Annotated in this window: 21 protein-coding genes and 1 pseudogene; 13 read left to right on the top strand and 9 right to left on the bottom strand. The window is 72.9% G+C overall.

Going from position 1 to position 25,896, the window contains the following annotated elements; all coding sequences use genetic code 11:
• Window positions 1-128: 128 nt before the first annotated feature.
• Window positions 129-1,175, bottom strand: a complete 1,047-nt coding sequence (locus tag V5O46_RS09845) for a LacI family DNA-binding transcriptional regulator (protein ID WP_332884101.1) — start codon at window positions 1,173-1,175, stop codon at window positions 129-131.
• Between the two features lie 216 nt (window positions 1,176-1,391).
• Here V5O46_RS09845 and V5O46_RS09840 point away from each other — a divergent pair, with 216 nt between their 5' ends.
• From V5O46_RS09840 to V5O46_RS09815, 6 genes are all read left to right on the top strand, one after another.
• Window positions 1,392-2,684, top strand: coding sequence for an ABC transporter substrate-binding protein (locus V5O46_RS09840; protein WP_332884100.1), 1,293 nt, complete (start codon window positions 1,392-1,394; stop codon window positions 2,682-2,684).
• Window positions 2,685-2,690: 6 nt separating this feature from the next.
• Window positions 2,691-3,599 (top strand): carbohydrate ABC transporter permease, encoded by a 909-nt coding sequence (locus V5O46_RS09835; protein ID WP_332884099.1) that lies wholly within the window; start codon window positions 2,691-2,693, stop codon window positions 3,597-3,599.
• A 41-nt stretch (window positions 3,600-3,640) separates the two neighbouring features.
• A complete protein-coding gene (locus V5O46_RS09830; protein WP_332884139.1) occupies window positions 3,641-4,525 on the top strand; it encodes a carbohydrate ABC transporter permease in 885 nt (294 codons plus the stop codon).
• Window positions 4,526-4,551: 26 nt separating this feature from the next.
• On the top strand, window positions 4,552-5,811 hold the full coding sequence (locus tag V5O46_RS09825; RefSeq protein WP_332884098.1) for a glycoside hydrolase 5 family protein: 1,260 nt from the start codon (window positions 4,552-4,554) through the stop codon (window positions 5,809-5,811).
• Window positions 5,808-7,886, top strand: coding sequence for an endo-beta-N-acetylglucosaminidase (locus V5O46_RS09820; RefSeq protein WP_332884097.1), 2,079 nt, complete (start codon window positions 5,808-5,810; stop codon window positions 7,884-7,886). The genes V5O46_RS09825 and V5O46_RS09820 overlap by 4 nt, the downstream gene beginning before the upstream one ends.
• Window positions 7,887-7,969: 83 nt before the next feature.
• Window positions 7,970-10,987 (top strand): alpha-mannosidase, encoded by a 3,018-nt coding sequence (locus tag V5O46_RS09815; protein ID WP_332884096.1) that lies wholly within the window; start codon window positions 7,970-7,972, stop codon window positions 10,985-10,987.
• Between the two features lie 42 nt (window positions 10,988-11,029).
• Here V5O46_RS09815 and V5O46_RS09810 read toward each other — a convergent pair whose 3' ends face one another.
• Window positions 11,030-12,451, bottom strand: coding sequence for a lipase maturation factor family protein (locus V5O46_RS09810; protein ID WP_332884095.1), 1,422 nt, complete (start codon window positions 12,449-12,451; stop codon window positions 11,030-11,032).
• A gap of 129 nt (window positions 12,452-12,580) precedes the next feature.
• On the opposite strand from V5O46_RS09810, the gene V5O46_RS09805 reads away from it, so the two are divergent.
• The 3 genes and pseudogenes from V5O46_RS09805 to V5O46_RS09795 form a co-directional block, all read left to right on the top strand.
• Window positions 12,581-14,686, top strand: a complete 2,106-nt coding sequence (locus V5O46_RS09805; protein WP_332884094.1) for a SpoIIE family protein phosphatase — start codon at window positions 12,581-12,583, stop codon at window positions 14,684-14,686.
• Window positions 14,687-14,735: 49 nt separating this feature from the next.
• The gene (locus tag V5O46_RS09800; RefSeq protein WP_332884093.1) at window positions 14,736-15,599 is read left to right on the top strand and encodes an Fpg/Nei family DNA glycosylase; all 864 of its coding nucleotides are present in this window, start codon (window positions 14,736-14,738) and stop codon (window positions 15,597-15,599) included.
• Window positions 15,600-15,659: 60 nt separating this feature from the next.
• Window positions 15,660-16,348, top strand: a pseudogene (locus V5O46_RS09795) (sigma-70 family RNA polymerase sigma factor); the annotation flags it as partial.
• Here the strand turns inward: V5O46_RS09795 and V5O46_RS09790 are convergent.
• The 3 genes from V5O46_RS09790 to V5O46_RS09780 form a co-directional block, all read right to left on the bottom strand.
• Entirely contained in the window at window positions 16,326-16,979 is a 654-nt protein-coding gene (locus V5O46_RS09790) for a zf-HC2 domain-containing protein (RefSeq protein WP_332884092.1), read from the bottom strand. The pseudogene V5O46_RS09795 and the gene V5O46_RS09790 overlap by 23 nt on opposite strands.
• A gap of 185 nt (window positions 16,980-17,164) precedes the next feature.
• Window positions 17,165-17,680 (bottom strand): hypothetical protein, encoded by a 516-nt coding sequence (locus V5O46_RS09785; protein WP_332884091.1) that lies wholly within the window; start codon window positions 17,678-17,680, stop codon window positions 17,165-17,167.
• Between the two features lie 149 nt (window positions 17,681-17,829).
• On the bottom strand, window positions 17,830-18,375 hold the full coding sequence (locus V5O46_RS09780) for a sigma-70 family RNA polymerase sigma factor (protein WP_332884090.1): 546 nt from the start codon (window positions 18,373-18,375) through the stop codon (window positions 17,830-17,832).
• A gap of 233 nt (window positions 18,376-18,608) precedes the next feature.
• Between V5O46_RS09780 and V5O46_RS09775 the strand changes: the two genes are divergently transcribed.
• Together V5O46_RS09775 and V5O46_RS09770 are read left to right on the top strand one after the other, a co-directional pair.
• Window positions 18,609-19,784 (top strand): CapA family protein, encoded by a 1,176-nt coding sequence (locus V5O46_RS09775; RefSeq protein WP_332884089.1) that lies wholly within the window; start codon window positions 18,609-18,611, stop codon window positions 19,782-19,784.
• 135 nt (window positions 19,785-19,919) lie between these two features.
• Window positions 19,920-20,756, top strand: coding sequence for a polysaccharide deacetylase family protein (locus tag V5O46_RS09770; RefSeq protein WP_332884088.1), 837 nt, complete (start codon window positions 19,920-19,922; stop codon window positions 20,754-20,756).
• Between the two features lie 31 nt (window positions 20,757-20,787).
• Here V5O46_RS09770 and V5O46_RS09765 read toward each other — a convergent pair whose 3' ends face one another.
• The gene (locus V5O46_RS09765) at window positions 20,788-21,453 is read right to left on the bottom strand and encodes a class F sortase (RefSeq protein WP_332884087.1); all 666 of its coding nucleotides are present in this window, start codon (window positions 21,451-21,453) and stop codon (window positions 20,788-20,790) included.
• 332 nt (window positions 21,454-21,785) lie between these two features.
• Between V5O46_RS09765 and V5O46_RS09760 the strand changes: the two genes are divergently transcribed.
• Window positions 21,786-22,271: a hypothetical protein gene (locus V5O46_RS09760; RefSeq protein ID WP_332884086.1), complete on the top strand. Its 486-nt coding sequence runs from the start codon at window positions 21,786-21,788 to the stop codon at window positions 22,269-22,271.
• A gap of 101 nt (window positions 22,272-22,372) precedes the next feature.
• On the opposite strand, the gene V5O46_RS09755 is transcribed toward V5O46_RS09760, so the two are convergent.
• The 3 genes from V5O46_RS09755 to V5O46_RS09745 form a co-directional block, all read right to left on the bottom strand.
• The gene (locus V5O46_RS09755) at window positions 22,373-23,035 is read right to left on the bottom strand and encodes a hypothetical protein (protein WP_332884085.1); all 663 of its coding nucleotides are present in this window, start codon (window positions 23,033-23,035) and stop codon (window positions 22,373-22,375) included.
• Between the two features lie 210 nt (window positions 23,036-23,245).
• Entirely contained in the window at window positions 23,246-24,010 is a 765-nt protein-coding gene (locus V5O46_RS09750) for a bestrophin-like domain (RefSeq protein ID WP_332884084.1), read from the bottom strand.
• A gap of 16 nt (window positions 24,011-24,026) precedes the next feature.
• The gene (locus V5O46_RS09745; RefSeq protein WP_332884083.1) at window positions 24,027-24,158 is read right to left on the bottom strand and encodes a hypothetical protein; all 132 of its coding nucleotides are present in this window, start codon (window positions 24,156-24,158) and stop codon (window positions 24,027-24,029) included.
• 725 nt (window positions 24,159-24,883) lie between these two features.
• Here V5O46_RS09745 and V5O46_RS09740 point away from each other — a divergent pair.
• A complete protein-coding gene (locus tag V5O46_RS09740; RefSeq protein WP_332884138.1) occupies window positions 24,884-25,861 on the top strand; it encodes an SCO0930 family lipoprotein in 978 nt (325 codons plus the stop codon).
• Window positions 25,862-25,896 lie beyond the last annotated feature (35 nt).

Raw genomic sequence — 25,896 nt, 5'->3', positions numbered from 1 at the left:
CCACCGCACCCGACGACCGGTTCCGCAAGCGGCTGGTGGGCAACGGAGTCCTCGCCGGAGCGGCGGATCAGCCGTCGGCGTCCTCGCCGCCGGTTCCGCCGGCGATCGCGCGTCGGGAAGCCGCCCGGTCACGCCGTCGGTGCGCGGCCCGTGCTGTCCCGTTCGATCAGCCGCGGCACCGGGACCCGCACCGTGCGCGCCGGGCCGCCGTCCAGCAGCGCGGTCAGCTCCGTCGCCGCCGTACGGCCGAACTCCACGCTGTCCCGGGACAGCGCCGACAGCCACGGCTTGACCAGCCGGCACAGCGCCGAGTCCTCCCAGGACACCACCGACACGTCGCCCGGCACCGAGAAGCCCAGCCCGGCCGCCGCGGCGACCCCGGCGACCGCCATCACGTCGTTGTCGTAGATCAGGGCGGTCGGCGGCGCGGGGCCCTCCAGGACCCGCCGGGTCGCCGCGGCTCCCTCGGCGTCGGAGTAGTCCGTCGTCACCGACCGCACCTCGGCCGGGCCGCGCCGCTCCGCCTCCGACTGCAGGGCGCGGATACGGCGCTCGGTGTGGGCGAGGCCGGGCAGCCCGGCGATATGCGCGATCCGCCGGTGGCCGAGCGCGGACAACGCGTCCACCAGCGCGGCCATGGCCCCCGCGTCGTCGGCCCACACCGTGGACACCCCGGGGTGCCGTTCGTCCGGTGCACCGCCTATCACGACGGCGGGCAGCCCCAGTTCGTCCAGCAGGTCCGGCCGCGGATCGTCGGTGCGCGGGTCGACCACCAGGACCCCGTCCACCCGGTGCTCGGCCCACCAGCGCCGGTAGACCGCGCACTCGTCCGCCACGTCCGCCGCCACCTGGAACAGCAGCCCCAGATGACGCTCCGCCAGCACCTGCTGGATGCCGGAGACCAGCTGGAGGAAGAAGGAGTCCACGCCGAGCGTGTGCGCCGGCCGGGCCAGCACGAAGCCGACCGTCGCGGCACCCTCGCCGGACAGTGCCCGTGCCGCGGTGCTCGGCCGCCAGCCCAGTTGCTCGGCGACCCGCCGCACCCGGTCCCGGGTCACCTCGGAGACCCCCGGGCGGCCGTTCAGCGCGAACGACACCGCGCTCTCGGAGACCCCGGCGCGCCGCGCGATGTCCTTCATCGTCGGCCGACGCGCGGCCGACCGCCTGAGCGGCATACCCGGCCCCTTTCCGTGGAGATCACTAATGCGCTTGAGTGATGTGACTCTAAAGCGCATTAGTCAACCTCGCAACTCTTTCGCTCCAACTCTGTTGACCTGCACTAATGCCCAGAAGATTTCTTTAGTTCGGATGAGTCCATTGACTTTCCGTGCCGCCTGACGGCATGGTCGCTGCCGTCCAGTCGCCGACGCCGCCCAGGGAGCCGTGTCACCGTGCCCACCCCGCGCAGAACACTCACCACCGTCGCCGTCGCCGCCCTCCTGCTGCCGCTGAGCGCCTGCGGCTCCGGGAGCGACGGCGGTGGCTCCACCGACGCCTCGGGCAAGGTCCAGGGCGACATCACCTTCCAGACCTGGAACCTGCGGGCCAACTTCAAGGACTACTTCGAGGACCTGATCGCCGAGTTCGAGAAGAAGTACCCCGGCACCGACGTCAAGTGGGTCGACCAGCCCGCCGAGGGCTACGCCGACAAGATCAGCGCCGACGCCGCCGGCGGCACCCTGCCCGACGTCGTCAACGTCTCCCCGGACCTGGTCGCCCCGCTCGCCCGGGCCGGTCTCGCCCTCGACCTGGACAGGGCCGCCCCGCAGTACGCGAAGGAGTACCTCGAGGGCGCCTGGGCGAGCCACCGGATACCGGGCACGGACGGCACGTACGCCTTCCCCTGGTACCTCAACACGGGGCCGCTGTTCTACAACAAGTCACTGTTCGAGAAGGCCGGGCTGGACCCGGAGAAGCCGCCGACGACCTACGACGAACTCTTCACCCAGGCCCGGCGGATGGCCGAGAGGACGGACGGCGAGGTCGCCACTCTCGCCAACGTGCCCACCATCGAGGACTTCGGCCGCTACGGCGTGCCCCTGATGAACGACGAGGGCACCGCCTTCGCCTTCGACGACGCCAAGGGCGTGCAACTGCTCACCGAGTACAAGGAGCTGTACGACGCGGGCGCCCTGGACGCACAGGCGCTGACCGCCACACCCGAGTCCTCCGGCAAGAAGTTCCTCACCGGCGCCGTCGCGATGAACCCCGGAAGTGCTCTCGACCTCGCCAACTTCAGGAAGCAGGCGCCGAACCTGTACGAGAACATCGGCATCACCGACCAGATCACCAGCACCGGCCACGCCAACATGTATGTGATGGGGGTGATGGTCAACGCGCGGAGCGAGCGCAAGCCCGCCGCCGTCGCCTTCGCGCACTTCGTCACCGACGCCGCGCACCAGATGTCCTTCGCCCGGCAGGTCGCCGTCTTCCCGAGCACCGCCGGCTCGCTCGACGACCCCTACTTCACCAAGGAGGACGGCACCGACGAGACCCGGGTCCGGGTGGCCGCCGCCCGGTCGCTGAAGACCGCCGTCAACTACACGCCCGTGCTGTTCAGCGAGCAGATGAAGACCGCCCTGCGCAACGAGGTGGCCAGGGCGCTCCAGGGCAAGGAGAGCCCCGAGGAAGCCCTCGACAACGCTGTCAGAGCCTGCGACCGGCTCCTCCGGCAGCAGGGCTGAGACGGCATGGCGAGTCCTGCCGTCCCCCGGAGCCCGGCCCGGCGCGTGCGGCGGCAGCTGCCGGCCGCCCCCTGGCTGTTCGCCGCCCCCGGTCTGCTCGTCACCGGCGCGTTCATCCTGTATCCGTTCGTCTCCACCCTGGTCAACGCCTTCACCGACCGCCGCACCCTGGTGCCGGGCGAGTTCGTGGGCCTCGCCAACTTCCGCGAGCTCCTCCACGACGAGATGTTCTGGACCGGGCTGCGCAACAGCACCCTCTACGTCCTCGGGGTCGTCCCCGCGCTGGTGCTGCTGCCGCTGCTGCTCGCCCTGCTGGTGCAGAAGAACATCCCCGGCATCACCTTCTTCCGCTCCGCCTTCTACACCCCGGTCGTCGCCTCGATCGTCGTGGTCGGCCTGATCTGGGTGTGGCTGCTGGACGACCGGGGCCTGGTCAACGCGGTGCTGGAGACGGTCGGCGTGGGCCGGGTCGGCTTCCTCAGCGACCAGTGGCTGATCCTGCTCAGCGCCATGGCCGTCACGGTCTGGAAGGGCCTCGGCTACTACATGATCATCTACCTGGCGGCGCTCGCCGACGTGCCGCGCGAGCTGCACGAGGCGGCGGCGGTCGACGGCGCGGGCCCGGTGCGGCGCTTCCTCACCGTCACCGTGCCCGCCGTCCGCTCCACCATGGTCCTGGTCGGCGCACTCTCCTCGGTCGCCGCGTTCAAGGTGTTCTCCGAGGTGTACCTGATGGCCGGGCCGAGCGGCGGGCCGGCCGGCGAGGACACCACCCTCGTGATGCTGGTGCAGCGCACCGGCACCGGCCTGACCGGCCGGGTCGGCTACGCCTCCGCACTCTCGGTCGTGGTCTTCGTGGTCACCGTCGCGCTGATGCTGCTGGTGCTGCGCGCCGACCGGAGGGAGAAGCCGTGAGCGTCGTCGAGAAGTCCCCGTCGGCGACCGGGACACCCGCCGTGCGCGTCCCCGCCCCCGCCCCCGCCCGTGCACCCCGTGTCACCGACGAGTACGGCCGCCGCGTCCGCCCCTGGGAACTCGCCCTGCGCTACGTCCTGCTGCTGGCCGTACTGGCCCTGACCATCGGCCCGTTCCTGTGGCAGCTGTCGACCTCGCTGAAGGGACCGACGGAGGACATCTTCAGCTCCCCGCCGAGGTTCCTGCCCGCCGACCCCACCCTGCACAACTACGAGCGGGTCACCGACACCATCCCGGTCTGGGACTACGCCCTGAACTCGCTGAAGGTCGCCTCCGCCAACGTCGTCACCAACTGCGTCGGCGCCTCCCTGGCCGGCTATGCCCTGGCCCGGCTGCGCTACCGCGGCCGGCGCGTCACCACTCTGGTGTTCGTGCTGGCGATGCTGGTGCCCGTGGAGGGCATCATCATCGCCCAGTTCACCACCATGCGGGAGCTGGGCCTCAACAACACCCTGATCGGCGTGCTGCTGCCCGGCTGCGTCAGCGCTCTGAACGTCCTGCTGATGCGCAACGCCTTCCGCAACCTGCCCTACGAGATCGAGGAGGCGGCCTACGTCGACGGCGCCAACGTCTGGCAGCGCTTCTTCCGGATCGCCCTGCCGTCGGTCAAGGGCACCCTGGCGGTCGTCGCGATCTTCGCGTTCATGGGCGCCTGGGACGACTTCCTCTGGCCGCTGATCGTGCTGAGCGACCCGTCCAGGTTCACCCTCACCATCGGTCTCAACTACCTGCACGGCACCTTCGCCAACGACGAACGTCTGGTCGCCGCCGGCACGATCATCGCGGTCGCACCGCTGATCGTCCTCTTCGCCTGTCTCCAGCGCTACTTCTTCCGCGGCGTCGGCGAGGGCGCCGTCAAGGGCTGACCCGCCCCTTCCCCCAAGGACACCCCATGCCCCCTGCCGTGCGCTTCGGCGTCAACTACACCCCGAGCGTCGGGTGGTTCCACCACTGGCTCGACTTCGACCTCGACTCCGTCCGCGCCGACCTCGACTCGATCGCCGCACTCGGCCTGGACCACGTCCGGGTGTTCCCGCTGTGGCCGTACTTCCAGCCCAACCGCTCCCTGATCCGGAAGCGGGCCGTCGAGGATCTGCTCCGGCTGGTCGACGCGGCCGGCGAACGCGGACTCGACGTCACCGTGGACGGGCTGCAGGGCCATCTGAGCAGCTTCGACTTCGTGCCCGCCTGGACCCGCAGCTGGCACCGGCGCAACCTGTTCACCGACCCGGAGGTGATCGAGGGCCAGGCCGCGTATCTGCACACGCTCGCCGCCGCCCTCGCCGACCGCCCCAACTTCCTCGGCATGACGCTCGGCAACGAGGTCAACCAGTTCTCCGCGCCCCCGCACCCCGACCCCGACCGGGCCACCGGCGCCCAGATCGACGCCTGGCTGGAGCGGCTGCTCGCCGCCTGCGAGAAGGGCGCCCCGGGACGGATGCACCTGCACGCCGAGTACGACGCCACCTGGTACCAGGACGACCAGCCGTTCACCCCCGCCCAGGCCGCGCGGCTCGGCGCCGTCACGGCCGTGCACTCCTGGGTGTTCAACGGCACCGCCCAGCGGCACGGCCGCGCCTCCGTCCCCGCCGAGCACCACGCCGCCTATCTGGTGGAGCTGAGCAAGGCCTGGACCGACGACCCGCACCGCCCGGTCTGGCTCCAGGAGGTCGGCGCCCCCGCGCCGCTGGTCCCGCCCGAGCACGCCGCCGCCTTCACCGAGGCGACCGTCGCGAACGCCCTGGACTGCCCCGGCCTGTGGGGGGTGACCTGGTGGTGTTCCCACGACGTCTCCCGCAGCCTCGCCGACTTCCCCGAACTCGAGTACGGGCTGGGCGTGCTGACCAACGACCGCCGCCCCAAGGACACCGCCGCCGTACTGGCCCGCGCCGCCCGCGCCCACCGGCCGCTCCCGGCGCCGCGCACCACGGCACTCGTGGTCCCCGCCGTGCCCGGACGGCGCTCCCGCTGCGCACCCGGAGGGCCCGTCTTCGACGCCTTCTTCCGACTGGTCGCCGACGGCGCCCGCCCCACCACCGTCCTGGACACCCGTGCGGGCGACACCGGTCACCTGGCCGCGCGCGGCATCACCGAGACCGTCACTCCCGAACAGGTACTCCCCACCACCTCCCGAGGAGGGACCCGCTCGTGAACACCCCCGGAAGCACCCCCGGAAGCACCCCCGGAAGCACCCCCGGACGCCCCACCCGACGCACCGTCCTGCGCGCCGTCGGCGCCGCCGCCGGCGCGGCCGCCCTGGCACCGGCCCTGCCCGCCCTGCCGGCGCAGGCCGCCGAATCCCGGGCCGCCGCAGGTCTCCAGCCGTACGCCGCCTACTGGTACCCCGACTCACTGCCCTCGGGCAGCCCCGCCCCCGGCATCACCTGGCGCAGCCTGACGGACTGGAGCGCCGACACCGACCCCGACCTCGCCCTCAACGCCGCCACCGTGCCGCTCGCCGAGCGCTTCACCCCCGTACCGGCCAACGCCACCGCACGCTCCGGGCAGGCCCGTGTCCAGGCCCTGGTGTCCTTCGCACCGACGTCGGGCAACCCGTCGCAGGGCTCGCCCACCGCCGACTACTACGCCCTCACCCACTGGGCCTACCTCGACGAACTCGTCTTCTGGGGCGGCTCGTCCGGCGAGGGGCTGATCCTCGCCCCCAACGCCCCCGTCGTGGACGCCGCGCACCGCCACGGCGTGCCGGTCCTCGGCAACGTCTTCCTGCCGCCCGTCGCCTACGGCGGACAGCTGCGCTGGACCCGGGACCTGGTGCAGCGGGACTCCGCCGGACACCACCCGCTCGCCGCCCGCCTGGTCGCCGTGGCCGAGGCGTACGGCTTCGACGGCTGGTTCGTCAACGCCGAGACCGGCGGCGGCGACGCCGCGCTCGCCGCGGACATGCTCGGCTTCCTGCGGGAGCTGAAGGCCCTCGCCGGGGCCAGGGGACAGCGGGTGACCTGGTACGACTCCATGACCGTGGACGGGTCGGTCAGCTGGCAGGGCGGGCTGACCGAACGCAACCGGCCGTTCTTCGAGGCCGCCGACTCCATGTTCGTCGACTTCCGCTGGTCGTCTGGCCGCCTGGCCGCCTCCGGGGACACCGCCGAGCGGCTCGGCCGCAGCCGGTACGAGCTGTGGGCGGGCGTCGACGTGGAGGCGAACGGCTGGAACACGGCCGAGGACTGGGACGCGATCGTGCCCACGGACCGGGCGCACACCACATCCGTCGGCCTCTACCGGCCCGAGTGGACCCGGAACCACCTGCCCGCCGACCGTCGTGCACCCGGTGACTTCCACGCCGCCGACGACCGGTTCTGGACCGGCCGGTCCCTGGATCCGTCCCGGCCCGACGGCAGCGATGCCTGGCGGGCACCGGCGGTGTCCGTCGCCGACCGGTCGACGGTGACCGCGACGCCGTTCGCGACCGTGTTCAACACCGGTCACGGACTGCGCTGGTACGAGGAGGGACGGGTGACATCGGACGCACCCTGGAACCACCTCGGACTGCAGGACCGGCTGCCGTCGCGGCGCTGGGCGGTGCGCACCACCGGGGAACGGCCCGCGGTCGGCTTCGACTTCGCCGACGCCTGGCACGGCGGCAGCAGCCTGCTGGTCGACGGCGCCCTCGGCGCACCTGCCGAGGTGGACCTGTACGCCACCCGCCTGCCGGCCGGGCCCGGCACCGTCGTGGACGTGACTTACCGCACCGACGCGGGCACGGTGGACGTCGAGCTCGCCGTCGCCACCGAGCAGCCCGGCGAGCCCGGGACGCCGCCCGCGTACACCTACCTGCCGGTGCCCCCGGGTGGCGGCGGCTGGCGCACCGTGACCGTCCCGCTCGCCGGCGTCACCGGCACCGTGCACGCCCTCGGCGTCCGGCTCACCGCGGCCGAGGGCCCGGTGCGCTGGCGGCTCGGTGCTCTGGCCGTACGCGGGGCGACCCGGCCCGTGCCCGCCGCACCCACCGGACTTCGGATCACGGCCGCGGAGGGCGGCGACCTGCGGTTCGCCTGGGAACCGGCGCCCGGTGCCGTGCGCCACCACACCCTGCACCGGGTCCTGCCCGACGGCACCCGGCGGTTCCTGGGCGGCACCTGCCAGCGGGCCTGGTTCGCGGGCGGACTGCGGCCGGAGGGCGACGAGCCGGCCGCACGGTTCGAACTGCGCGCCGTGGGGGAGCTGTACACCACATCGGCCCCAGCGGTCGTGACCCACACCTGGTGACCACCGCAGCAGACACCCGCATCCGATCCCGCACCGCACCCGCACCCGATCCCGCACCCGCACCCGATCCCGGAGCACCCCGCATGCATGACGACCGCAACCTGGTCGAAGCCCGCCTCAAGCGCGTCCTCGACGAGCGCGTCCGCCCCGCCGTGTACCCCGAGTCCGTCCCCCTGGGGGTGGCGGTCTGGCATGCCCCGGACGAGCCGGTGCCGGTCGCCGAGGGACTGGCCGCCGAACCCGAGCCCATCGCGGTGGGCGCCCGCTGGGGTGCTCCCTGGGGCACCAGCTGGTTCCGGGTCACCGGCACCGTGCCCGCCGAGTGGGCAGGGCGGACCGTCGAGGCGGTCCTCGACCTCGGCTTCGACGAGAACATGCCCGGCTTCCAGTGCGAAGGCCTGGTGTACCGCCCCGACGGCACGCCGGTGAAGGGCCTCAACCCCCGTAACCAGTGGGTGCGGATCGGCGCCCCCGTCGCGGGCGGCGAGGAGGTGCGCCTGCACATCGAGGCCGCCTCCAACCCCGTCATCCTCGACTACCACCCCTTCCGGCCCACCCGGCTCGGCGACAAGGAGACCGCGGGCAGCGACCCGCAGTACACGCTGGCCCGCATGGACCTGGCCGTCCTCGACGAGACGGTGTGGCAGCTGGTGATCGACCTGGAGGTGCTCGGCGAGCTGATGGCGGAGCTCCCGGTGGACGCACCGCGCCGCTGGGAGATCCTGCGGGCTGTCGATGCGTCCCTGGACGCGATCGACCTGCAGGACGTGAACGGCACGGCCGGGCGCGCCCGTGAGCGGCTCACCGGTGTGCTGGCCGCGCCCGCCGTGCCCTCCGCCCACCGGATCAGCGCCGTCGGGCACGCGCACATCGACTCGGCGTGGCTGTGGCCGCTGCGCGAGACCGTCCGCAAGGTGGCCCGCACCACCTCCAACATGACCGCCCTGCTCGAGGACGAGCCGGAGTTCGTGTTCGCCATGTCCCAGGCCCAGCAGTGGGCCTGGGTGCGCGACCACCGGCCCGAGGTCTGGGCGCGGGTGAAGAAGGCCGTGGCCGAGGGGCGGTTCGTGCCGGCCGGCGGCATGTGGGTGGAGTCGGACACCAACATGCCCGGTTCGGAGGCGATGGCCCGGCAGTTCGTGCACGGCAAGCGGTTCTTCCTCGACGAGTTCGGCATCGAGAACGACGAGGCGTGGCTGCCGGACACCTTCGGCTTCGCCGCCGGACTGCCGCAGATCATCAAGGCGGCCGGGTCGAAGTACCTGCTGACCCAGAAGATCTCCTGGTCCCGGACGAACCACTTCCCGCACCACACCTTCCGCTGGGAGGGCATCGACGGCACCCGGATCTTCACCCACTTCCCGCCGGTCGACACCTACAACTGCGCCATGAAGGGCAGCGAGATCGCGCACGCCGCCCGCAACTTCAGGGACAAGGGCGTCGCCCGGCACTCCCTGGCCCCCACCGGCTGGGGCGACGGGGGCGGCGGCACCACCCGGGAGATGGTCGCCAAGGCCGCCCGGCTGCGCGACCTGGAGGGCTCGGCGACGGTCACCTGGGAGACCCCGCAGGCGTTCTTCGAGCAGGCCGTGGCCGAGAATCCCGAGCCGCCGGTGTGGGTCGGCGAGCTGTACCTCGAACTCCACCGGGCCACCCTCACCAGCCAGGCCCGGACCAAGCAGGGCAACAGGCGCAGCGAGCACCTGCTGCGGGAGGCCGAGCTGTGGGCCGCCACGGCCGCCGTGCGCACCGGTTTCCGCTACCCCCACGAGGAACTGGACCGGCTGTGGAAGACGGTGCTGCTCCACCAGTTCCACGACATCCTGCCCGGCTCCTCCATCGCCTGGGTGCACCGCGAGGCCCGCGCCACCTACGCCCGGGTCGCCGCCGAGCTGACCGGGATCATCGAGGCCGCGCAGCGTGCCCTGGCCGGCGAGGGCGACACCCCGCTCGTCTTCAACGCCGCCCCGCACCCCCGCGCCGGAGTCCCGGCCGGCGGCGCCCGGCCCGGCTCCACCGAGGGCAGGACGGAGCTGGGCGCCCGGCCGGACGGCGGCCACGTCCTGGACAACGGCCTGCTGCGGGTCGAGGTCGACGAGCGCGGGCTGGTGGTCTCCGTGTACGACCGCGCGGCCGACCGCGAGACGGTCGCGCCGGGCGCCGCGGCCAACCTGCTCCAGCTGCACCCCGACTTCCCGAACATGTGGGACGCCTGGGACGTCGACCAGTTCTACCTCAACTCCGTCACCGACCTCACCGACGCCGACGAGGTGGCGCCCGGGGAGGACGGCGCCTCACTGCGCATCGTGCGCTCCTTCGGCTCCTCCCGCGTCACCCAGGTGCTGACGGTGGTGCCGGGGGAGCGGCGACTGGAGCTGGACACCGAGGTGGACTGGCACGAGACGGAGAAGTTCCTCAAGCTCGCCTTCCCACTCGACGTGCACGCGGAACGGTACGCCTCCGAGACCCAGTTCGGGCACTTCCACCGGCCGACCCACACCAACACCAGCTGGGAGGCTGCCAAGTTCGAGGCATGCAACCACCGCTTCGTCCATCTGGAGGAGCCCGGCTGGGGCGTGGCCCTGGTCAACGACTCCACCTACGGCCATGACGTCACCCGCACCGTCCGCGGCGACGGCGGTACGACCACGACGGTCCGGGTGTCGCTGCTGCGCGCCCCGCGCTTCCCCGACCCCGAGACCGACCAGGGCGTGCACCGGTTCCGGCATGCTCTGGTGCCGGGCGCCGGGATCGGCGACGCGGTCCGCGAGGGCTGGCGGATCAACCAGCCCGAGCGGCGGCTCCCCGGCGCCGGGGAGGTGGCGCCGCTGGTCTCGGTGGACCGGGACGCGGTGGTGATCACCGCGGTGAAGCTGGCCGACGACGGCAGCGGCGACGTCGTGGTCCGCTTCCACGAGGCGCACGGCGGCCGGGTCCGGGCCGCGCTCACGGCCTCCTTCCCGGTCGCGGAGGTCACCGCCACCGACCTGCTGGAGCGCCCGCTGCCCGAGGGGGAGGCGCCGCCGCGGGCCGACGGAAACCGGGTCGCCGTGACGCTGCGGCCGTTCCAGCTGATGACCCTGCGGCTGCGGCGCGCGTAGCGCCCCGCGCGGGCCCGGTTCCGCGGTGGGCCGGGCCCGCGGCTACGTCCGCCGCCCCGTCTCCGCCAGCCGCGTCGGCGGCAGATACTCCCGCACATACGTCCGCTGCCAGCACGCCCCCGTCGCCCGCAGCTCGCGCCAGGTGGTGTACCGGTAGCGGAACAGCCGGGCGCGGATGTGCAGCGGCGGCGCGTCCGGCGGGAACGGCGAGCGGCGCAGCAGCTTCAGCGTGGCCCGGTCGTTCTCCAGCAGCCGTTCCACCAGCGCCCCGAACCAGGACCCGGCGTAGGCGGGCGACAGTGCGGCGAACCACATCAGCCAGTCCAGCCGCAGGTGGTACGGCGCGAACTGGCGCGGCCAGTGCCGCAGGTCGCCGGGCTTGCCCCGGAACTCGTACTCCCGCCAGTCCGAGTCCTCGCGCGGCACCTCGTCGGCGGTGCCCTCGATCACCACCTCGTACCGCACCCGGCTGACGCTGCCGAACGCGCCGTAGGTGTTGACCAGGTGCAGCGGATCGAAGGAGCGGTTCATCACCTGGCGGCTCGAGAGCATGTTGCGCACCGGGCGGTAGCTGAGGCCGAACAGCAGCGCGGACACCGCCAGGACCACGATCTCGTACCACAGGGGCGCCGCGGGCCCCGACGGCGCATCGGCGGGGAACCGCACCGCCGACAGGGCCAGCACGATGGTGATCCAGTTCAGCCAGGAGAAGTTGCCCGACAGCACCAGCCACAGCTGGGTGACGATCATCAGGGCCGCGGCCGCCGTGGCGACCGGCTGCGGGGTGAACAGCAGGAACGGCACCACGAGCTGGGTGACATGGTTCGCGGCGACCTCGGCGCGGTGCAGCGGCCGGGGCAGATGGTGGAAGAACCAGCTCAGCGGGCCCGGCATCGGCTGGGTCTCGTGATGGTGGTCCAGGCAGGTGAGCCTGCGCCAGCACTCGTCGCCGCGCATCTTGATCAGCCCTGCCCCGAACTCGACCCGGAACAGCAGCCAGCGCAGCAGGAACAGCACGACGACCGGCGGCGCCACCTCGTCGTTGCCGAGCAGCACCGCGAGGAATCCGGTCTCCAGCAGCAGCGACTCCCAGCCGAAGGAGTACCAGGTCTGCCCGACGTTCACGACGGACAGGTACAGCGCCCACGGCACCAGCCACAGCAGCATGGCGCCCCACAGGGGCAGCACCGAGTCCAGGCCGGCCAGCAGTGCCACCGACACGGCGCAGCCTGCCCAGGCGCAGAGCGCGAAGAGCCGGTCGGAGTAGCGCCAGTGGAACAGGCTCGGGGCCTCCCGGAACGGCACCGCCGCGGTGAAGCGGGGTACCGGCAGCATGCCGCGCTCGCCGATCAGCGCCCGGAACTGCAGCGCCGCCGTCAGGAACGCGACCAGGTACACCGCCGCCAGAGCCTTCTGGAAGACCAGCCGGCTCAGCCAGTAGTCGGGCGCGGTGAACCACTCCACGGTCCCGCTCTCCTTCCCTCGCATCACTCTGTGTATGCAGATATGTCTATCTGCGTGACCAGAGTGAGTGAAGCAGACCGCGGGTCGAAGAAGTCGAAGAATCGCACAAATCCTGGCAAGGTGGGCTCCATGGCTGATCGGGGAGCGAGCGCCCTGTCACTCCCGGAGGACTGGCCCGCCCACCCGGACCCGATCCTGGCGCTCAACCGCATGGGCAGCTTCGACTGGGACCTGGACACCGGCAGCTTCCACATGGACGCCCAGGCCCACGAGGTCTTCGACGTGTGTCCCGAGGAGTTCGACGGGCGCCCCGAAGGGCTGTCGATCCGGGTCCCCGCCGCCGAGGGCCGCCGGCTGGACCTCCTGGTCGCCCAGGCGATGAAGGACGGAAGCGAGAACTACGGCACCTACTTCCGGATCCGCTGCCGCGACGGCAGCCTGCGCTGGACCCACACCCAGGGCTACATCCGGCGCGACGGGACCGGCCGGCCCCGCCGGATCGTCGGCATCGTCCGGGACGCCACCCAGGAAGTCCACGAGATGGAGGCGCGCCGCGACGAGGCCGCCCAGGACGAGGCCCGCCGGCAGCAGACCAGCGTCGTCCAGCTCACCACGGCCGCCCTCGCCCACGCCCGCACCGTGGACGACGTCGTCGACGTCCTCAAGGACACCCAGGGGCTCAGTCATCTCGGCGCGGCCAGCATCGTCGTGGGCCTGGTCGAGGCCGGCCGTATCCGGCTGCTCGCCGAGGGGCCGGAGGGCAGCTTCGTCCCCGGCACCGACGTCACCCGGATCAGCGAGGCCTATCCGATGAGCGAGGCCGTCAGGACGCTCAGCCCGCGCTTCATCGAGTCGCCGGAGGAGTTCGCCGAGCGCTACCCCATCCTCTGGCCGCACATCGCCGGACTGCGCATCACCTCCGCGGCCTATCTCCCGCTGATCGCCCAGGCCCGCCCGATCGGTGCCATCGGACTGCTCTACGCCGACCGGCGCGGCTTCTCCACCGAGGACCGCAACGTCCTCGTGGCGCTCGGCAGCAGCATCGCGCAGAGCCTGCAGCGCGCCATGCTCTACGAGCAGGAGATGGACCTCGCCGCGGGCCTGCAGCAGGCCATGCTGCCGCGCACCATCCCCAGCGTCCCCGGCTGCGACGTCGCCGTCCGCTACCGCGCGGCCACCATCGGCGGCGCCCTCGGCCGGGACATCGGCGGGGACTGGTACGACCTGATCCAGCTGCCTGGGGGTACCCCCTCCGGGGGAGGCCGGGTCGGTGCCGTCATCGGCGACGTCCAGGGTCACGACACCCATGCCGCCGCCGTCATGGGCCAGCTGCGCATCGTGCTGCGCGCCTACGCCGCCGAGGGCCACACCCCCGCGACGGTGATGGCGCGCGCCTCCGTCTTCCTCCACGAACTGGACACCGACCGCTTCGCGACCTGTCTGTACGCCGAGGCCGACCTGGCCACCGGAGTGGTCCAGGTGGTCCGGGCCGGGCACATCGACCCGCTGCTGCGCAGCACCGACGGCAGCTGCCGCCGGGTTCCCGTCGAGGGCGGACTGCCGCTCGGGCTGTCCGCCGAGTTCGGGCGGCTCGCCTACCCGGTCACCACCCTGGAGCTCGACCCCGGCTGCACCCTGCTGCTGTGCACCGACGGGCTGATCGAGCAGCCCGGCGCCGACCTCGACGACGGCACCCGTAGTCTCACCTCGCTGATCTCGGCCGGACCCGCGGGCGTGCGCGAACTCGCCGACCGGCTGATCGAGGAGGCCGACGAGCGCGGTGGCGACGACGACGTGGCCCTGCTCCTGCTGCGCCGGCACGCCCCGGACACGGCGCAGTCCGGCAGCCGGCTCCAGCAGCATGTCGCCCCCGGTGATCCGGAGGCGCTCACCGAGGCCCGGCACATGATCCGGGCCGCGGTCCGGTCCTGGGGCGCCGAGGAACAGAGCGATACCGTCGAACTGGTCGCCGACGAACTGATCACCAACGCGCTCATGCACACCGAGGGCTCCGCGATCGTCTCCCTCCGGGTGCTGTCCGGTGCCGAACGCCGGCTGCGCGTCGAGGTCGAGGACTCCTCCAGCGCCCTGCCGCGGCGCCGCGAGGCGGGGGAGTCCGGGGTCTCCGGCCGGGGCCTGATGCTGGTGGACATGCTCGCCGACGTGTGGGGCGTGGAGGCGCGCGGCGGCGGCAAGTGCGTATGGACGGAGTTCGTGGTGCCGGACGGGGCCTGAGGGCTCCGGACGCCCGGCGCCGGGGGCGGCCGGCTGGCACTCTGGACACATGCCCGAACTGCCCGAGGTCGAGGCGCTGCGGGAGTTCCTCACCGAGCACCTCACCGGCCACGAGATCGTACGGGTGCTGCCCGTGGCGGTCAGTGTCCTGAAGACCTACGACCCTCCGGTCACCGCCCTGGAGGGCCATGAGGTCGTGGCCGTGCACCGGCACGGCAAGTTCCTGGACGCCGAGACCGCCGGCGGCCCCCGGCTGGTGACCCATCTGGCCCGCGCCGGATGGCTGCAGTGGAGGGACCGCCTCCCCGACGGTGTCCCGCGCCCCGGCAAGGGCCCGCTCGCGCTGCGGGTCGCCCTGGCGACCGGCGCGGGCTTCGACCTGACGGAGGCGGGCACCCGGAAGCGGCTCGCGGTGTACGTCGTGCCCGATCCGCAGGACGTGCCCGGCGTGGCCCGGCTCGGACCCGACCCGCTCGCCGGCGACTTCGACGAGGCCCGGTTCGCCGCCCTCCTGCACGGTGAACGACGGCAGCTCAAGGGAGCCCTGCGCGACCAGAGCCTGATCGCGGGCGTCGGGAACGCCTACAGCGACGAGATCCTGCACGCCGCGCGGATGTCCCCGTTCAAGCTCGCCTCGTCCCTCACTCCCGAGGAGACCGGCCGGCTCTACACGGCCCTGCGCGACACGCTCACCGAGGCCGTCCAGCGCTCCCGCGGGCTGGCGGCCGGCCGGCTCAAGGCGGAGAAGAAGAGCGGCCTGCGGGTGCACGGCCGCGCCGGCGAGCCCTGCCCGGTGTGCGGCGACACCATCCGTGAGGTCTCCTTCAGCGACTCCGCGCTCCAGTACTGCCCGACCTGCCAGACCGGGGGGAGACCGCTGGCGGACCGCAGGCTGTCCCGGCTGATCAGATAGCCCGGCGGAGCTCCGGGAGCAGCCGGCATCCTGAGAAGACGATGAAAAGGGGCAAAAGTCCGACTCGCCGCACGCTCCCGCGACCGCGGGGGGAGCGCGGAGGACCTGCGGCGGGTCGCCGCCCTCGGACTGCTCAAGGCGATCCGCCGGTTCCACCCCGGCCGGGGCCCCTTCGAGCCCTTCGCGATACCGACCGTCCGGGGCGAGCTGCGGCGCCACTTCCGCGACCGGACCTGGGGCGTCCGGGTGCCGCGCCGCGTGCAGGAACTGCGCGACACCGTCCGCGCCGCCTGCGTGGAGCCGGCCCTCACTCCCGGCGGCCCGCGCCCCACGGTCGCCGATCTCGCCCGGCCCACCGGCTCACCGAGGAGGAGGTGCGCCGGGGCATGGAGGCCCTGGAGAGCTACCGGGCCCTGTCCCTGGACGCGGTGGCCGGCGACGGCGGCCCGGACGCCGACGGGCCGAGCCTCGCCGGCGTCCTGGGGGAGCCGGACCACGCCTACCAGCGCGTCGTCGACCGCGAGAGCGTCGAGGAGGCGGTGCGCCGGCTGCCCTCCCGCGAGCGGGCCATCCTCTGTCTGCGGTTCTTCGAGGACTGGTCGCAGCGCCGGATCGCCGAGCGGCTGGGCATCTCCCAGATGCATGTCTCCCGACTGCTCAGCCAGGCCTGCGCCCGGGTCCGCAGCGAGATCCTGGACGCACCGCCCGCCGGTCGCCGACCGGTTCCTAGCCCGCCGGTTCGAGGATGACCAGCCGTTCCCCGTCCGCGCTGCGCACCTCGTAGCGGGCGATCTCGTCCGGGTGCAGGGCGGCGCCGCCCCGCATGGTGCTCGGCGAGGCCTCGCCCCCGGGCGCGCTCCAGCTGGTGACCGTCTCCTCCGAACCGTCGTGGCCGACGGCGACCAGCCGGCAGGAGCGCGGCCCCGCCCCGTCCCGTACGGTCAGCTCGACATCGCTGCCCCAGGCCGCGTCCTCGGTGCTCAGCTGCGCCCACACACCGGTCCGCTCGTCGGTGGCCGTGATCCGCCCGGTCTCCTCGCCCGGCCCCGCCAGGACCACGATGCCGGGTCCGGCGACCGCGATCACCACCGAGGCGGCCACCGCGCACCACAGCCGCAGCCGCCCCGCCCGGTGCCGGGCCGCCACCTGCGACAGCAGCCGGTCGAGCAGCGCCGGGCCGGGCCGGGTCATGGGGTGCACGAAGCGCGGCGTCGCCCGTCGGTAGAGCATCAACTGCCGGGCGGCAGGCCTGAATTCGGTCACCGCCGCGGTGCAGCGGGGACATTCCATGAGGTGGTCCTCGAAGCGGAAGGCCTCCGCCTCGTCGAGCACGCCGAGCGCGTAGGCGCCGACGTCGCGATGCCTCTCCAGGGGCCTCATGCCGAATCCTCGTGCCGTTGGGTGCGGGTGGGGTCACTCCGTGCTCCCACCCGTACGCAGCAGACCGGCGAATCACTCAAGCCACGCCGAGAATCCCCGCAACCAAGGAGTTCGGAGCGGTGCGGCCCGTGGATTGGTCCGCCCCGGAGAAAATCCGGCACCCGGTACGGGTGGTACGGCAGCACCTAGAACAGGTGGATGGCGAGATGACCGAGCGGCAGCCCCAGCTGCCAGGCCGGCGTCCACACCTTCGGCCCCTCGTCCTCGCCGGCGCCCGCGGCGGCGCCGCCGGGCACCGCGTTGAGGTCCGGGGCTAGCAGCTCGGTCTCCTGCAGCCAGCGCCAGGCCGCCCGGGCCAGCTCCACGTCCGGCGCGCTCCGGCCGCCGACGGCGGGGTGGGCCACGGCCTCCGCCAGACGCTCCCGCACCCAGGTGTGCCACGGCTGGTCGTAGGCGGTCAGCGACAGCCAGGTCTCCAGCTGGGTGACGACCCGGATGCCGCTCAGCTCGCCCTCGGTGTCGGCGAGGAAGACGGTCAGCGCCAGCGCGTCCCGGCCGGCGCGGAACTCGAAGGACGTCGGCGGCATCAGATCGCCGGTGCGCAGCAGCTCCTCGGCGATGTACTCGGCGTAGAACCAGGCCATGGGGACGGTCAGTTCGTCCCCGCCGTCGTCCGTGCTCTCCTGACCTCTGTCCAGCATCCTTTCCTGCCTTCCTCCGGTGCGTGCGCGGCGCCCATCCCCGGGCCCCTGCGACTGGGCCCCGTCCGGAACACGGATAGAGGACAGCCGATTACTCAACCGGGGTCCTCGGCAAGGCGCTTTACGGAGGTTTGACTCACGGGTCGGTTTCACCGCAGGTCGGATGCGTATCCCGGCAGAACCCGGCGCAGGGCGCGCAGCGCGTAGTACGCGCGGGACTTCACCGTACCCGGCGGGATGCCGAGGGCCGTCGCCGCTTCCGCCACACTCGCCCCCCGGAAGTACACGAGCACCAGGACTTCACGGTGTTCCGGAGTGAGTGTCTTCACAGCCTCGCGCACATCCAGGGCGGCATCCGCCCGCTCGGCGTGGTCCGCGCAGACGCGCGCGTTCTCCAGCACCGCGTCGCCGACCTCGGGCGGCCGCGCCTGCCGGGCCCGGCGCGCGTCGATCGCCAGCCGCCGCGCCACGGTCAGCAGCCAGGGCCGTACGGAGTCGAAGCCGGCCGCGCGCACCGCCTCCGGATGCTGCCAGGCCCGTACCAGGGTCTCCTGCACCAGGTCCTCGGCGCGCTGCCGGTCGCCGTCGCACAGCCGCAGCAGCAGCGCGAACAGTGGCCGGCCGTGCTCCCGCTGCAGGTCGGCGAGCTCGTGCTCGGCGGTCGTCGGGTGGGTGAGGGTGATTCCGGCGGTCATGGCCCGTATGGCATCGCAGGGCACCTCCGGGGGACAGGGCGCGCACACGGATGTGCGACGGGCGGTCGATCGCGTCGACGAACGGTTCGACGAACGGTCGGTGAGCGGCGCTCCGGCGCTCCGGACGGGCTAATGAGCGTGTCGCAGCCGCGTGTGACGGCAGGCGCCTTCTTACCTGTTTGTGGGTAAATCCGATTTTTATCGTCGGTGTGCAACCACAGCGGAGTGAACGCATGATCACACGCAGTCGGCAGGTGGCCCTGGCCCTGACCGCACTCCTCGCCGCGGGCGCGGCCTGCCAGGCCCGCGACCCCGAGTCGCCGCCCGCGGCACACCCGGCCCCGCCGGCCGCCCGGACCGGCGCCTTCACCCTGGTCGCCTCGGGAGACGTCCTGCCGCACGACCCGGTGATCGCCCGGGCGCGGTTCGACGCGGGGGGTACCGGCTACGACTTCCGCCCCATGCTGGCCGGTGTCGCACCCGTCGTCTCCGGCGCCGATCTGGCCCTGTGCCATATGGAGACCGTCTACGGCGCGGACGGCAGGTACTCCGGCTACCCCGTCTTCAGGTCACCGCCCGAGGTCGCCGCGGGTCTGGCCGCCACCGGCTACGACGGCTGCTCCACCGCCTCCAACCACAGCCTCGACGACGGCGCCCGCGGTATCAGCCGCACCCTGGACGCGCTCGACCGGGCCGGCGTCCGGCACGCCGGGTCGGCCCGCACCCGGGACGAGGCGGCCATCGTGACCGTCCTGCACACGGACCGGGCCCAGGTCGCCCACCTGGCGTACACCTACGGCACCAACGGCCTCCCGATGCCCCCCGGGCAGCCCTGGGCGGTCGAGCTGATCGACGAGCGGAAGATCCTCGAGGACGCGGCGGCGGCCCGCCGGGCGGGAGCCGACGTGGTCGTCGTCTCCCTCCACTGGGGCACCGAGTGGCAGGAGGCGCCCGACGAGCAGCAGTTGGCCCTGGCCCGCGTGCTCACCGCCGCCCGCACGGACGGCCGGCCCGACATCGACCTGATCCTCGGCACCCACGCACACGTCCCGCAGGCGTACGAGAAGGTCAACGGCACCTGGGTGGTGTACGGGATGGGCGACCAGATCGCCGGTGAGATGATCAACCACGAGGGCGTCAGGGACCCGCGCGGCAACCAGTCGACCCTGGCCCGCTTCACGTTCTCCCCGCCCGCCCGGTCCGGCGGCCGCTGGGAGGTGACGAAGGCCGAGTTCGTCCCGCAGCTGTTCGACGTCGACGCCGGCCGGGTGGTGAACCTCAACCGCGCCGTCGCCCGGGGCGCCGATCTCGCGGCGGTCCGCGACCGTATCCGCGAGGTGGTGCTCAGCCGCGGCGCGGGGGAGGACGGGCTGGTGATGGGGGAACGGGCGGACCCGAGGGGGGAGTAGGCCGCACCCGCCCCGCGGCACCGCCGCCACCGGCCGGCGGACCTCACCCGCCGCGCTGGGCCGGGCGGGTGGAATCGTGCCGCCGCACCGGTGTTGCACTGGTGCGTCGGCCCGCCGCCGGGCGACTGATGAGTCATGAGGAAGGATCAGTTGCTCACACGGCGCCGTGCGTTGCTCGCCGGTGCCGCCGCAGCCGGGGCGGCCGGGGCGGCCGGTGTGCTCGGGGCACTGCCGGGGGACGAACCGGTGCGGTCGGCGGCACCCGCTCCCGGACCCCGCGCGCACCACCCGCTGCAGCCCTCCGCCTACCGGCTGCGGCCCATGACCGGCCACGGCACCCCGCGCTCCGCGCCCGGCCGCACCCCGGTACGGCGCAAGCCGCTGCTGCGGGTGTCCGGACGCGGCAGCACCATGGTGCTGACCTTCGACGACGGTCCCGACCCCCGCTACACCCCGGACATCCTGGACATCCTCGCCGAGTACGAGGTGCGCGCGATGTTCTTCGTGTGCGGGGAGATGGCCGCCCAGAACCGGGACCTGCTGGCGCGCATGGCCGACGAGGGCCACATCGTGGGCAATCACACCTGGTCCCACCCGCTGCTGACCCGGCTCACCCGCAGCCGGATCCGCACCGAGATGGAACGCACCTGCGAGATCATCGACCGCTCCTGGGGCGAGCCGCCCCGCTGGTTCCGCGCGCCCTACGGAGCATGGAACCGCGCCGCCTTCCAGCTCGGAGCCGAACTGGGCATGGAAGCGCTCGCCTGGACCGTCGACACCCTCGACTGGACCACACCCGGCACCGGCACCATCGTCGACCGGGTCGAGAACGGCGCCGCCCCCGGCGCCGTGGTGCTCTCCCACGACGCCGGGGGCGACCGCTCACAGAGCGTCCGCGCCCTGCGCTCCTACCTTCCCGAGCTGCTGGACTCCGGCTACCACATCACCGTCCCCCGGCGGCAGTACCTGTGAGACACCGGCGCCCGCCCGGCCGGGCCCGCGCTCAGCGGGTCCCGATCAGGCGGGCGAAGGCGACGACGTTCCCCGCGTAGCCGTTCTGCTCGGAGAATCCGCCACCGCAGGTGATCACCCGCAGTTCGGGGTGGCCCTTCGAGGCGTACACCCGGTCGCCGGGGAAGTCGTTCTTCTCGAAGACCTCGATGGCGTAGATCTCGAACACCGCGGTCTTCCCGTCCTGGCGGGACACCTCGACCTTGTTGCCCTGCTTCAGCGCCCCGAGTCCGTAGAAGACCGCCGGGCCCTGCGCGTTGTCGACATGGCCGACCACGACCGCGGTGCCCTTCTCCCCAGGGGTCACGGCCGCGGTGAACCAGCCCGCCAGGTTCGGGTCCTCGGGCGGCGGCGCGTCCACCCAGCCGTCCGCGTCCAGACCGACCGGCATGACCGGAGCATCGACCTGGATCGCCGGGATCCTGACCCGGTCGGGCACGGAGTACGGCAGCACCGCCGACGCCCCGTCGACGGCGTCCCCGGTCGTCCGGCGGCTGTCCGAGGAGGCGGCGGACGCCGGCTGCGGCGGGCCCACGTCGAACTCCCCCGAACCATTCCGAATGAGCGCCAGACCGGTCAGCAGCACCAGCGCTATCACGCCCCAGGGAGCCCGCTTCCGCCGCGGCTCCTCCTCTTCGGCCAGCTCGGACGCAGCCATTCGCCATTCCCCTCTCGACCCGGCCGTCGCCGTGTCATTCGCGCATGGGAAAACGCTAAGGGCCCGCACGCCGACCGGCGACGGGGCGGCGGCGAACGGGTGGCCCTCGCCCCTTTCGGTGCGCCATCCGAGGCGGCCCCCACGGAAATTTCTGACAGTCCGTGACCTGCAGTGATGACCACCAGTCCGGTTCCGCCCGGAAATCCGCTCACCAGGACGGACCATTCCCGAAATGCGGGCGGTGCCGGGGCAACTGAGGGTCTTTCTGGGAGACGCTTTCTCGCCGATCGTTCCGGGGTACGGGTCCCGGGGCGTCTTCCGCGGAGGATCACATGCGTAATTCTCGTGCCCTGGCGGCCACCGGTGCCGCGGTCGCTGTCCTGGGGCTCGGTGCCCCTGCGGCCGTCGCGTGGGACTCGCCGAGCAACATCGTCGCCCTGCCCAGCGTCATCGCCCGCGGCGGCCAGATGACCGTCACCGTCGACGGCTGCCCGGAGGGCGGCACGATGACCTCGGACGCGTTCCCCAGGACGCCGCTGACGCCGGTCCGGGGAGCCAACGAGACGTCCAAGGGCATCGCCACGATCAACCGCGACGCCCGCGCGGGCTCGCACGACATCACCGTCAACTGCTCCGGCAGGCGGCTCACCAAGCCCTCCGCCTTCACCGTCATCGGCGGTGTCCAGGGCGGTGTCGGCGGCAGCAGCTCCAGCGGTGCCACCCCCACCGACATCGCGATCGGCGCCGGGCTGGTGACCGCGGCCGTCGCGGGCGGCGGCCTGCTCTGGATGCGCCGCAGGGCCGAACGGCGCATCTGACGTGGGGTGTCCCGCCCCTCGCACACAGAGCTTCGCCCCGGACCTTCGAGGGGTCCGGGGCGAAGCTCTGTGTGCGGGCGGAGGGACCCGGCCGGACGGCGTCAGCCTCCTTCCTCGGCGGTACGGCGCCGCGAGAGGTGGTACGCCGTCCCGACCGCGCCCGCGACGAGTGCGGCGCCGAGGCCGATCTCGCCGAGGTCGAAGTCGCCGAAGCTGCCGCCCTCGCCGGCGTGTACGCCCTTCTGCGGATAGTCGCGGTGGCCGTCGCCACCGTCATGACGGCCGTGGCCGTCGTACTCGGCCTGACCGTCGTGCCCGTCCCGGCCGGTGTAGTCGTCCCGACCGTCCCGACCGCCCTGGCCGTCGTGTTCGTCCTTGCCGTCGTGGTCCTGCCAGGACTTCGAGGACTGGCCGTGGTGGCCGGTGATGGTCAGGTCGGTGGTGCCGGTGGCGCCGTCACAGCGGAACGTCACCTTGTACACCGCGCCGGGTCTGGCGTCCCGGTCGACCTCCGTCTGCGCCCAGGACTGTCTGCGGGGGATGGTGACCGTGTCGAACACCGGCGAGGACACGGTCGCGGGGCCCTTGCACTCCCCGTCGTGGCGATCCACACGCAGGGTGACCTCACCGCCGGGTTCGACGGTCGAGGGCAGGACGCTGAAGCCGAACGGCGTGATGCCGTCGATGGCCGCGTTGGCCGGAACGCAGGCGGACAGGGCGCAGGCGCCCAGCAGTGTGACCGAAGCGACGGGTATGGCGCGCATGGTGGATCCTCCGGGTCCCGAGGAGCAGTTGCGGACCTCTTCCGCTCGCATCGGAAATGCACCTCGATGCCCGAAACGCTAGGAATGCGCGCAGGGTGCCGCTATCGCAGTCGGGCGAATGGGGCAAGGGCGTGGGCCGCCCAGGGGACGGGGCTGCTGCGGCCGGGGGACGGCACCGGCGTGCCGCTGCCGTCCCCGCGGTCCGGTGTCTCAGCCCTGCACGTTCGGGAAGAGGGTCAGGAACGGCTCCGCGGAGACTCTGATGCCCCGGCCGAAGGGGGCGTCGAAGTCCCAGATCAGATAGAGCAGAAAAGCGATGAGCGCGGAGAACAGTCCGGCGACGACCAGTTCCCGGGTGGTGCGCCGGATCTGCAGGGCGAACACCATGCCGATGGTGACGAGGGCTCCGACGATCAGCCCGAACCACACCAGCCCGGGCATGGTCTCCCCGGACGACTCGGCCCGGGCGGTGCGCGCCTGGTCCGCCGCGGCCACCTGGTCCACGAGAGGCTGGTAGGCCTGGGCCTCGAAGTCCGAGCGCGGCTCGTAGTCGGTGACGTCCGCGCGGATCCGGTCGAGGAGGGCATCACCGCGCCGGGTCAGCTCGCTGCGGTCGGCCATCACCTCCCACTCGGTGGTGGCGACGTGTCCGACATAGGCATTGACATCGTCCCGAATCAGGTCGCGCATCTCGGGCGGATAGACCCGTACCCGCTCCGAGATCTCGTGCAGCGCGACGGCCTCCGCCTGCACATGGTCCTCGGAGGCGCTGCGCGCCTCCCAGGCCCCGGCGATGGCCAGGCCCAGGACGATGGCGTACACCACGCCGATCCACATCGTCATGTACTCGATGACGTCCGGGGTCTCCGTGATGTCCTCGTCCACGGCGGCCGTGCGGTGCCGGACGAGGGTGATGACGACCACCACGCCACAGGCGGCCAGCATCGCGAGGGTGAGAACAAGCCATTCCGCCAACAGGGGCCTCCAGGAATCAGCGCGGGCGCAGCGCGGCGACGGCGACGACCGCCGGCACGGCGATCAGCAGGACGAAGACGAGGGGCGACGGGGCGCGGCCACCGGGCCGCGGGCGCGCCGGTGCGGCGCGGTACTCGGGGTAGTTCACCGGGGACAGCGAGGGCCGGGGCGTCGGGCTGGCCGGCGGCGAGGAAGCCCTCGAAGGTGCCGGAGCCGGAGGCGGCACGGCCATCGGCGTGGGCGTGGGCGTGGGCGTGGGCGTCGGGGCCGGGCGCGGTGCGGCGGGCCGGGGCGCCGGGGGCGCTGGCTCCGGCGTGGGTGCCGGGGCCGGCCGCGGTGGCGGTGCCGGTGCCGGTGTGGTCGGTGGCGGCGGTGGCGGCGTCGGTACGGGCGTGGGCGCCGGCGCCGGCGCCGGCGTAGGGCTGGGGCCGGGCGGCGGTGTGGTCGGGGGACACGGCGGGAACGTCGGCCAGGTGCCGCTGCCGGCCACCGCCACGGCCCCGGTGCCGGCGGGGCCGGTCGAGACGTATGCGCAGGCGTCGGCCGCGGCACCGCCGACGGGTATGCCGACGAGGGCGCACGTCAGCACCGCCAGGGCCAACACCCGTACACCGGACGGGGATCGGGTCGGTTCGGGTCCATGCACGAGGCAGATCATGAGGGCTGCCGCGACCGGTCGCGCCGGGCTGCCCGCGGATTGCCCCGAAGGAGGGAAACCGGTGCTCGCGGGTTTGAGCGCGTCCCGACCCGGCCCCGGGCCGGAAGAAATCCCGGCGTCCGTTGAACACGGGCGGGGCGCGCACGCGTACCCAGTGTCGTGCGGCGGCCCAGCAGGAGGCTGCCGTACCACCGGAGACAATCGGGGAGTTGACGATGAAGACCTCCTGGCGGAGCGCCTCACTCGTGGCGAGCGCTGCGGCCGTGCTGGCGCTGACGACGGCGTGCGGTCAGGACAGCGGCACGGCCGGGAGCAGCCAGAACGTGGGCGCCACGGCCGCACCCGGCGACGTCGGCGACATCGGGGCCGGCGGACTCGGCGACCAGGGCGCGGGCGCCGGACAGCAGTCGGCGAGCCCGCCCGCCGGAGCCGGCGAACAGCCCGCGGGCGGCGGGAAGCTGGCCGTCGCCGACAACGCCGAGCTCGGCGAGCTGGTCACCGACGGCGCCGGACGCACCCTCTACCGCTTCGACGAGGACACCGCCAAGCCGCCCAAGTCCACCTGTGACGGCGACTGCGCCACGGCCTGGCCGCCCGTGCCCGCGGACGACGCCGCCGCCGGCGAGGGCATCGACCCGGAGCAGCTCGGCGAGGTCACCCGCGCCGACGGCACCAAGCAGCTGACCATCGGCGGCTGGCCGGCGTACCGCTACGCCAAGGACGCCGCCGCCGGTGAGATCAAGGGCCAGGGAGTGGGCGGCAAGTGGTACGCGCTCGCCCCCGACGGCAAGAAGGCGAAGGCCGGCGAGTCGGCGGACGACCGGCCCGGACTGTCCACCGTCAACGACCCCGAGCTGGGTGAGATCGTCGTCGACGAGAACGGCATGACGGTCTACCGGTTCCTCAAGGACGAGGCCTGGCCGGAGCCGGTGTCGGCGTGCACCGACGCCTGCCTGGAGAAGTGGCCGATCGTGGCGCCCGTGGAGCCCGACGACACCGAGGGCGTGGTGAAGAAGGACCTGATGACCTTCACCCGGCCGGACGGCGCCGAGCAGCAGACGGTCGACTGCTGGCCCATCTACACCTTCGCCGGGGACAAGGAGCCCGGCGACACCAACGGTCAGGGCGTCGGCGGCACCTGGTACGCCGTCTCGCCCGACGGGAAGCCGGTCGGCGCGCCGAAGCAGGACTGAGGCGACCTCCCCAGGGCAGCCGGTCGGCGCGTCCG

It is taken from the genome of Streptomyces poriticola (assembly GCF_036689765.1).
GTDB classification, from domain to species: domain Bacteria; phylum Actinomycetota; class Actinomycetes; order Streptomycetales; family Streptomycetaceae; genus Streptomyces; species Streptomyces poriticola.
Note: the sequence above shows the minus strand (reverse complement) of the source record. Positions and strands in the feature narration are given on the sequence as shown.

Bases quoted from the DNA above. Each gene is read 5' to 3' on its own strand.
- V5O46_RS09845 (WP_332884101.1), bottom strand. From the start codon at position 1,175: ATGCCGCTCAGGCGGTCGGCCGCGCGTCGGCCGACGATGAAGGACATC.
- V5O46_RS09835 (WP_332884099.1), top strand. From the start codon at position 2,691: ATGGCGAGTCCTGCCGTCCCCCGGAGCCCGGCCCGGCGCGTGCGGCGG.
- V5O46_RS09825 (WP_332884098.1), top strand. From the start codon at position 4,552: ATGCCCCCTGCCGTGCGCTTCGGCGTCAACTACACCCCGAGCGTCGGG.
- V5O46_RS09815 (WP_332884096.1), top strand. From the start codon at position 7,970: ATGCATGACGACCGCAACCTGGTCGAAGCCCGCCTCAAGCGCGTCCTC.
- V5O46_RS09805 (WP_332884094.1), top strand. From the start codon at position 12,581: ATGGCTGATCGGGGAGCGAGCGCCCTGTCACTCCCGGAGGACTGGCCC.
- V5O46_RS09800 (WP_332884093.1), top strand. From the start codon at position 14,736: ATGCCCGAACTGCCCGAGGTCGAGGCGCTGCGGGAGTTCCTCACCGAG.
- V5O46_RS09790 (WP_332884092.1), bottom strand. From the start codon at position 16,979: ATGAGGCCCCTGGAGAGGCATCGCGACGTCGGCGCCTACGCGCTCGGC.
- V5O46_RS09785 (WP_332884091.1), bottom strand. From the start codon at position 17,680: ATGCTGGACAGAGGTCAGGAGAGCACGGACGACGGCGGGGACGAACTG.
- V5O46_RS09780 (WP_332884090.1), bottom strand. From the start codon at position 18,375: ATGACCGCCGGAATCACCCTCACCCACCCGACGACCGCCGAGCACGAG.
- V5O46_RS09775 (WP_332884089.1), top strand. From the start codon at position 18,609: ATGATCACACGCAGTCGGCAGGTGGCCCTGGCCCTGACCGCACTCCTC.
- V5O46_RS09770 (WP_332884088.1), top strand. From the start codon at position 19,920: ATGAGGAAGGATCAGTTGCTCACACGGCGCCGTGCGTTGCTCGCCGGT.
- V5O46_RS09765 (WP_332884087.1), bottom strand. From the start codon at position 21,453: ATGGCTGCGTCCGAGCTGGCCGAAGAGGAGGAGCCGCGGCGGAAGCGG.
- V5O46_RS09760 (WP_332884086.1), top strand. From the start codon at position 21,786: ATGCGTAATTCTCGTGCCCTGGCGGCCACCGGTGCCGCGGTCGCTGTC.
- V5O46_RS09755 (WP_332884085.1), bottom strand. From the start codon at position 23,035: ATGCGCGCCATACCCGTCGCTTCGGTCACACTGCTGGGCGCCTGCGCC.
- V5O46_RS09740 (WP_332884138.1), top strand. From the start codon at position 24,884: ATGAAGACCTCCTGGCGGAGCGCCTCACTCGTGGCGAGCGCTGCGGCC.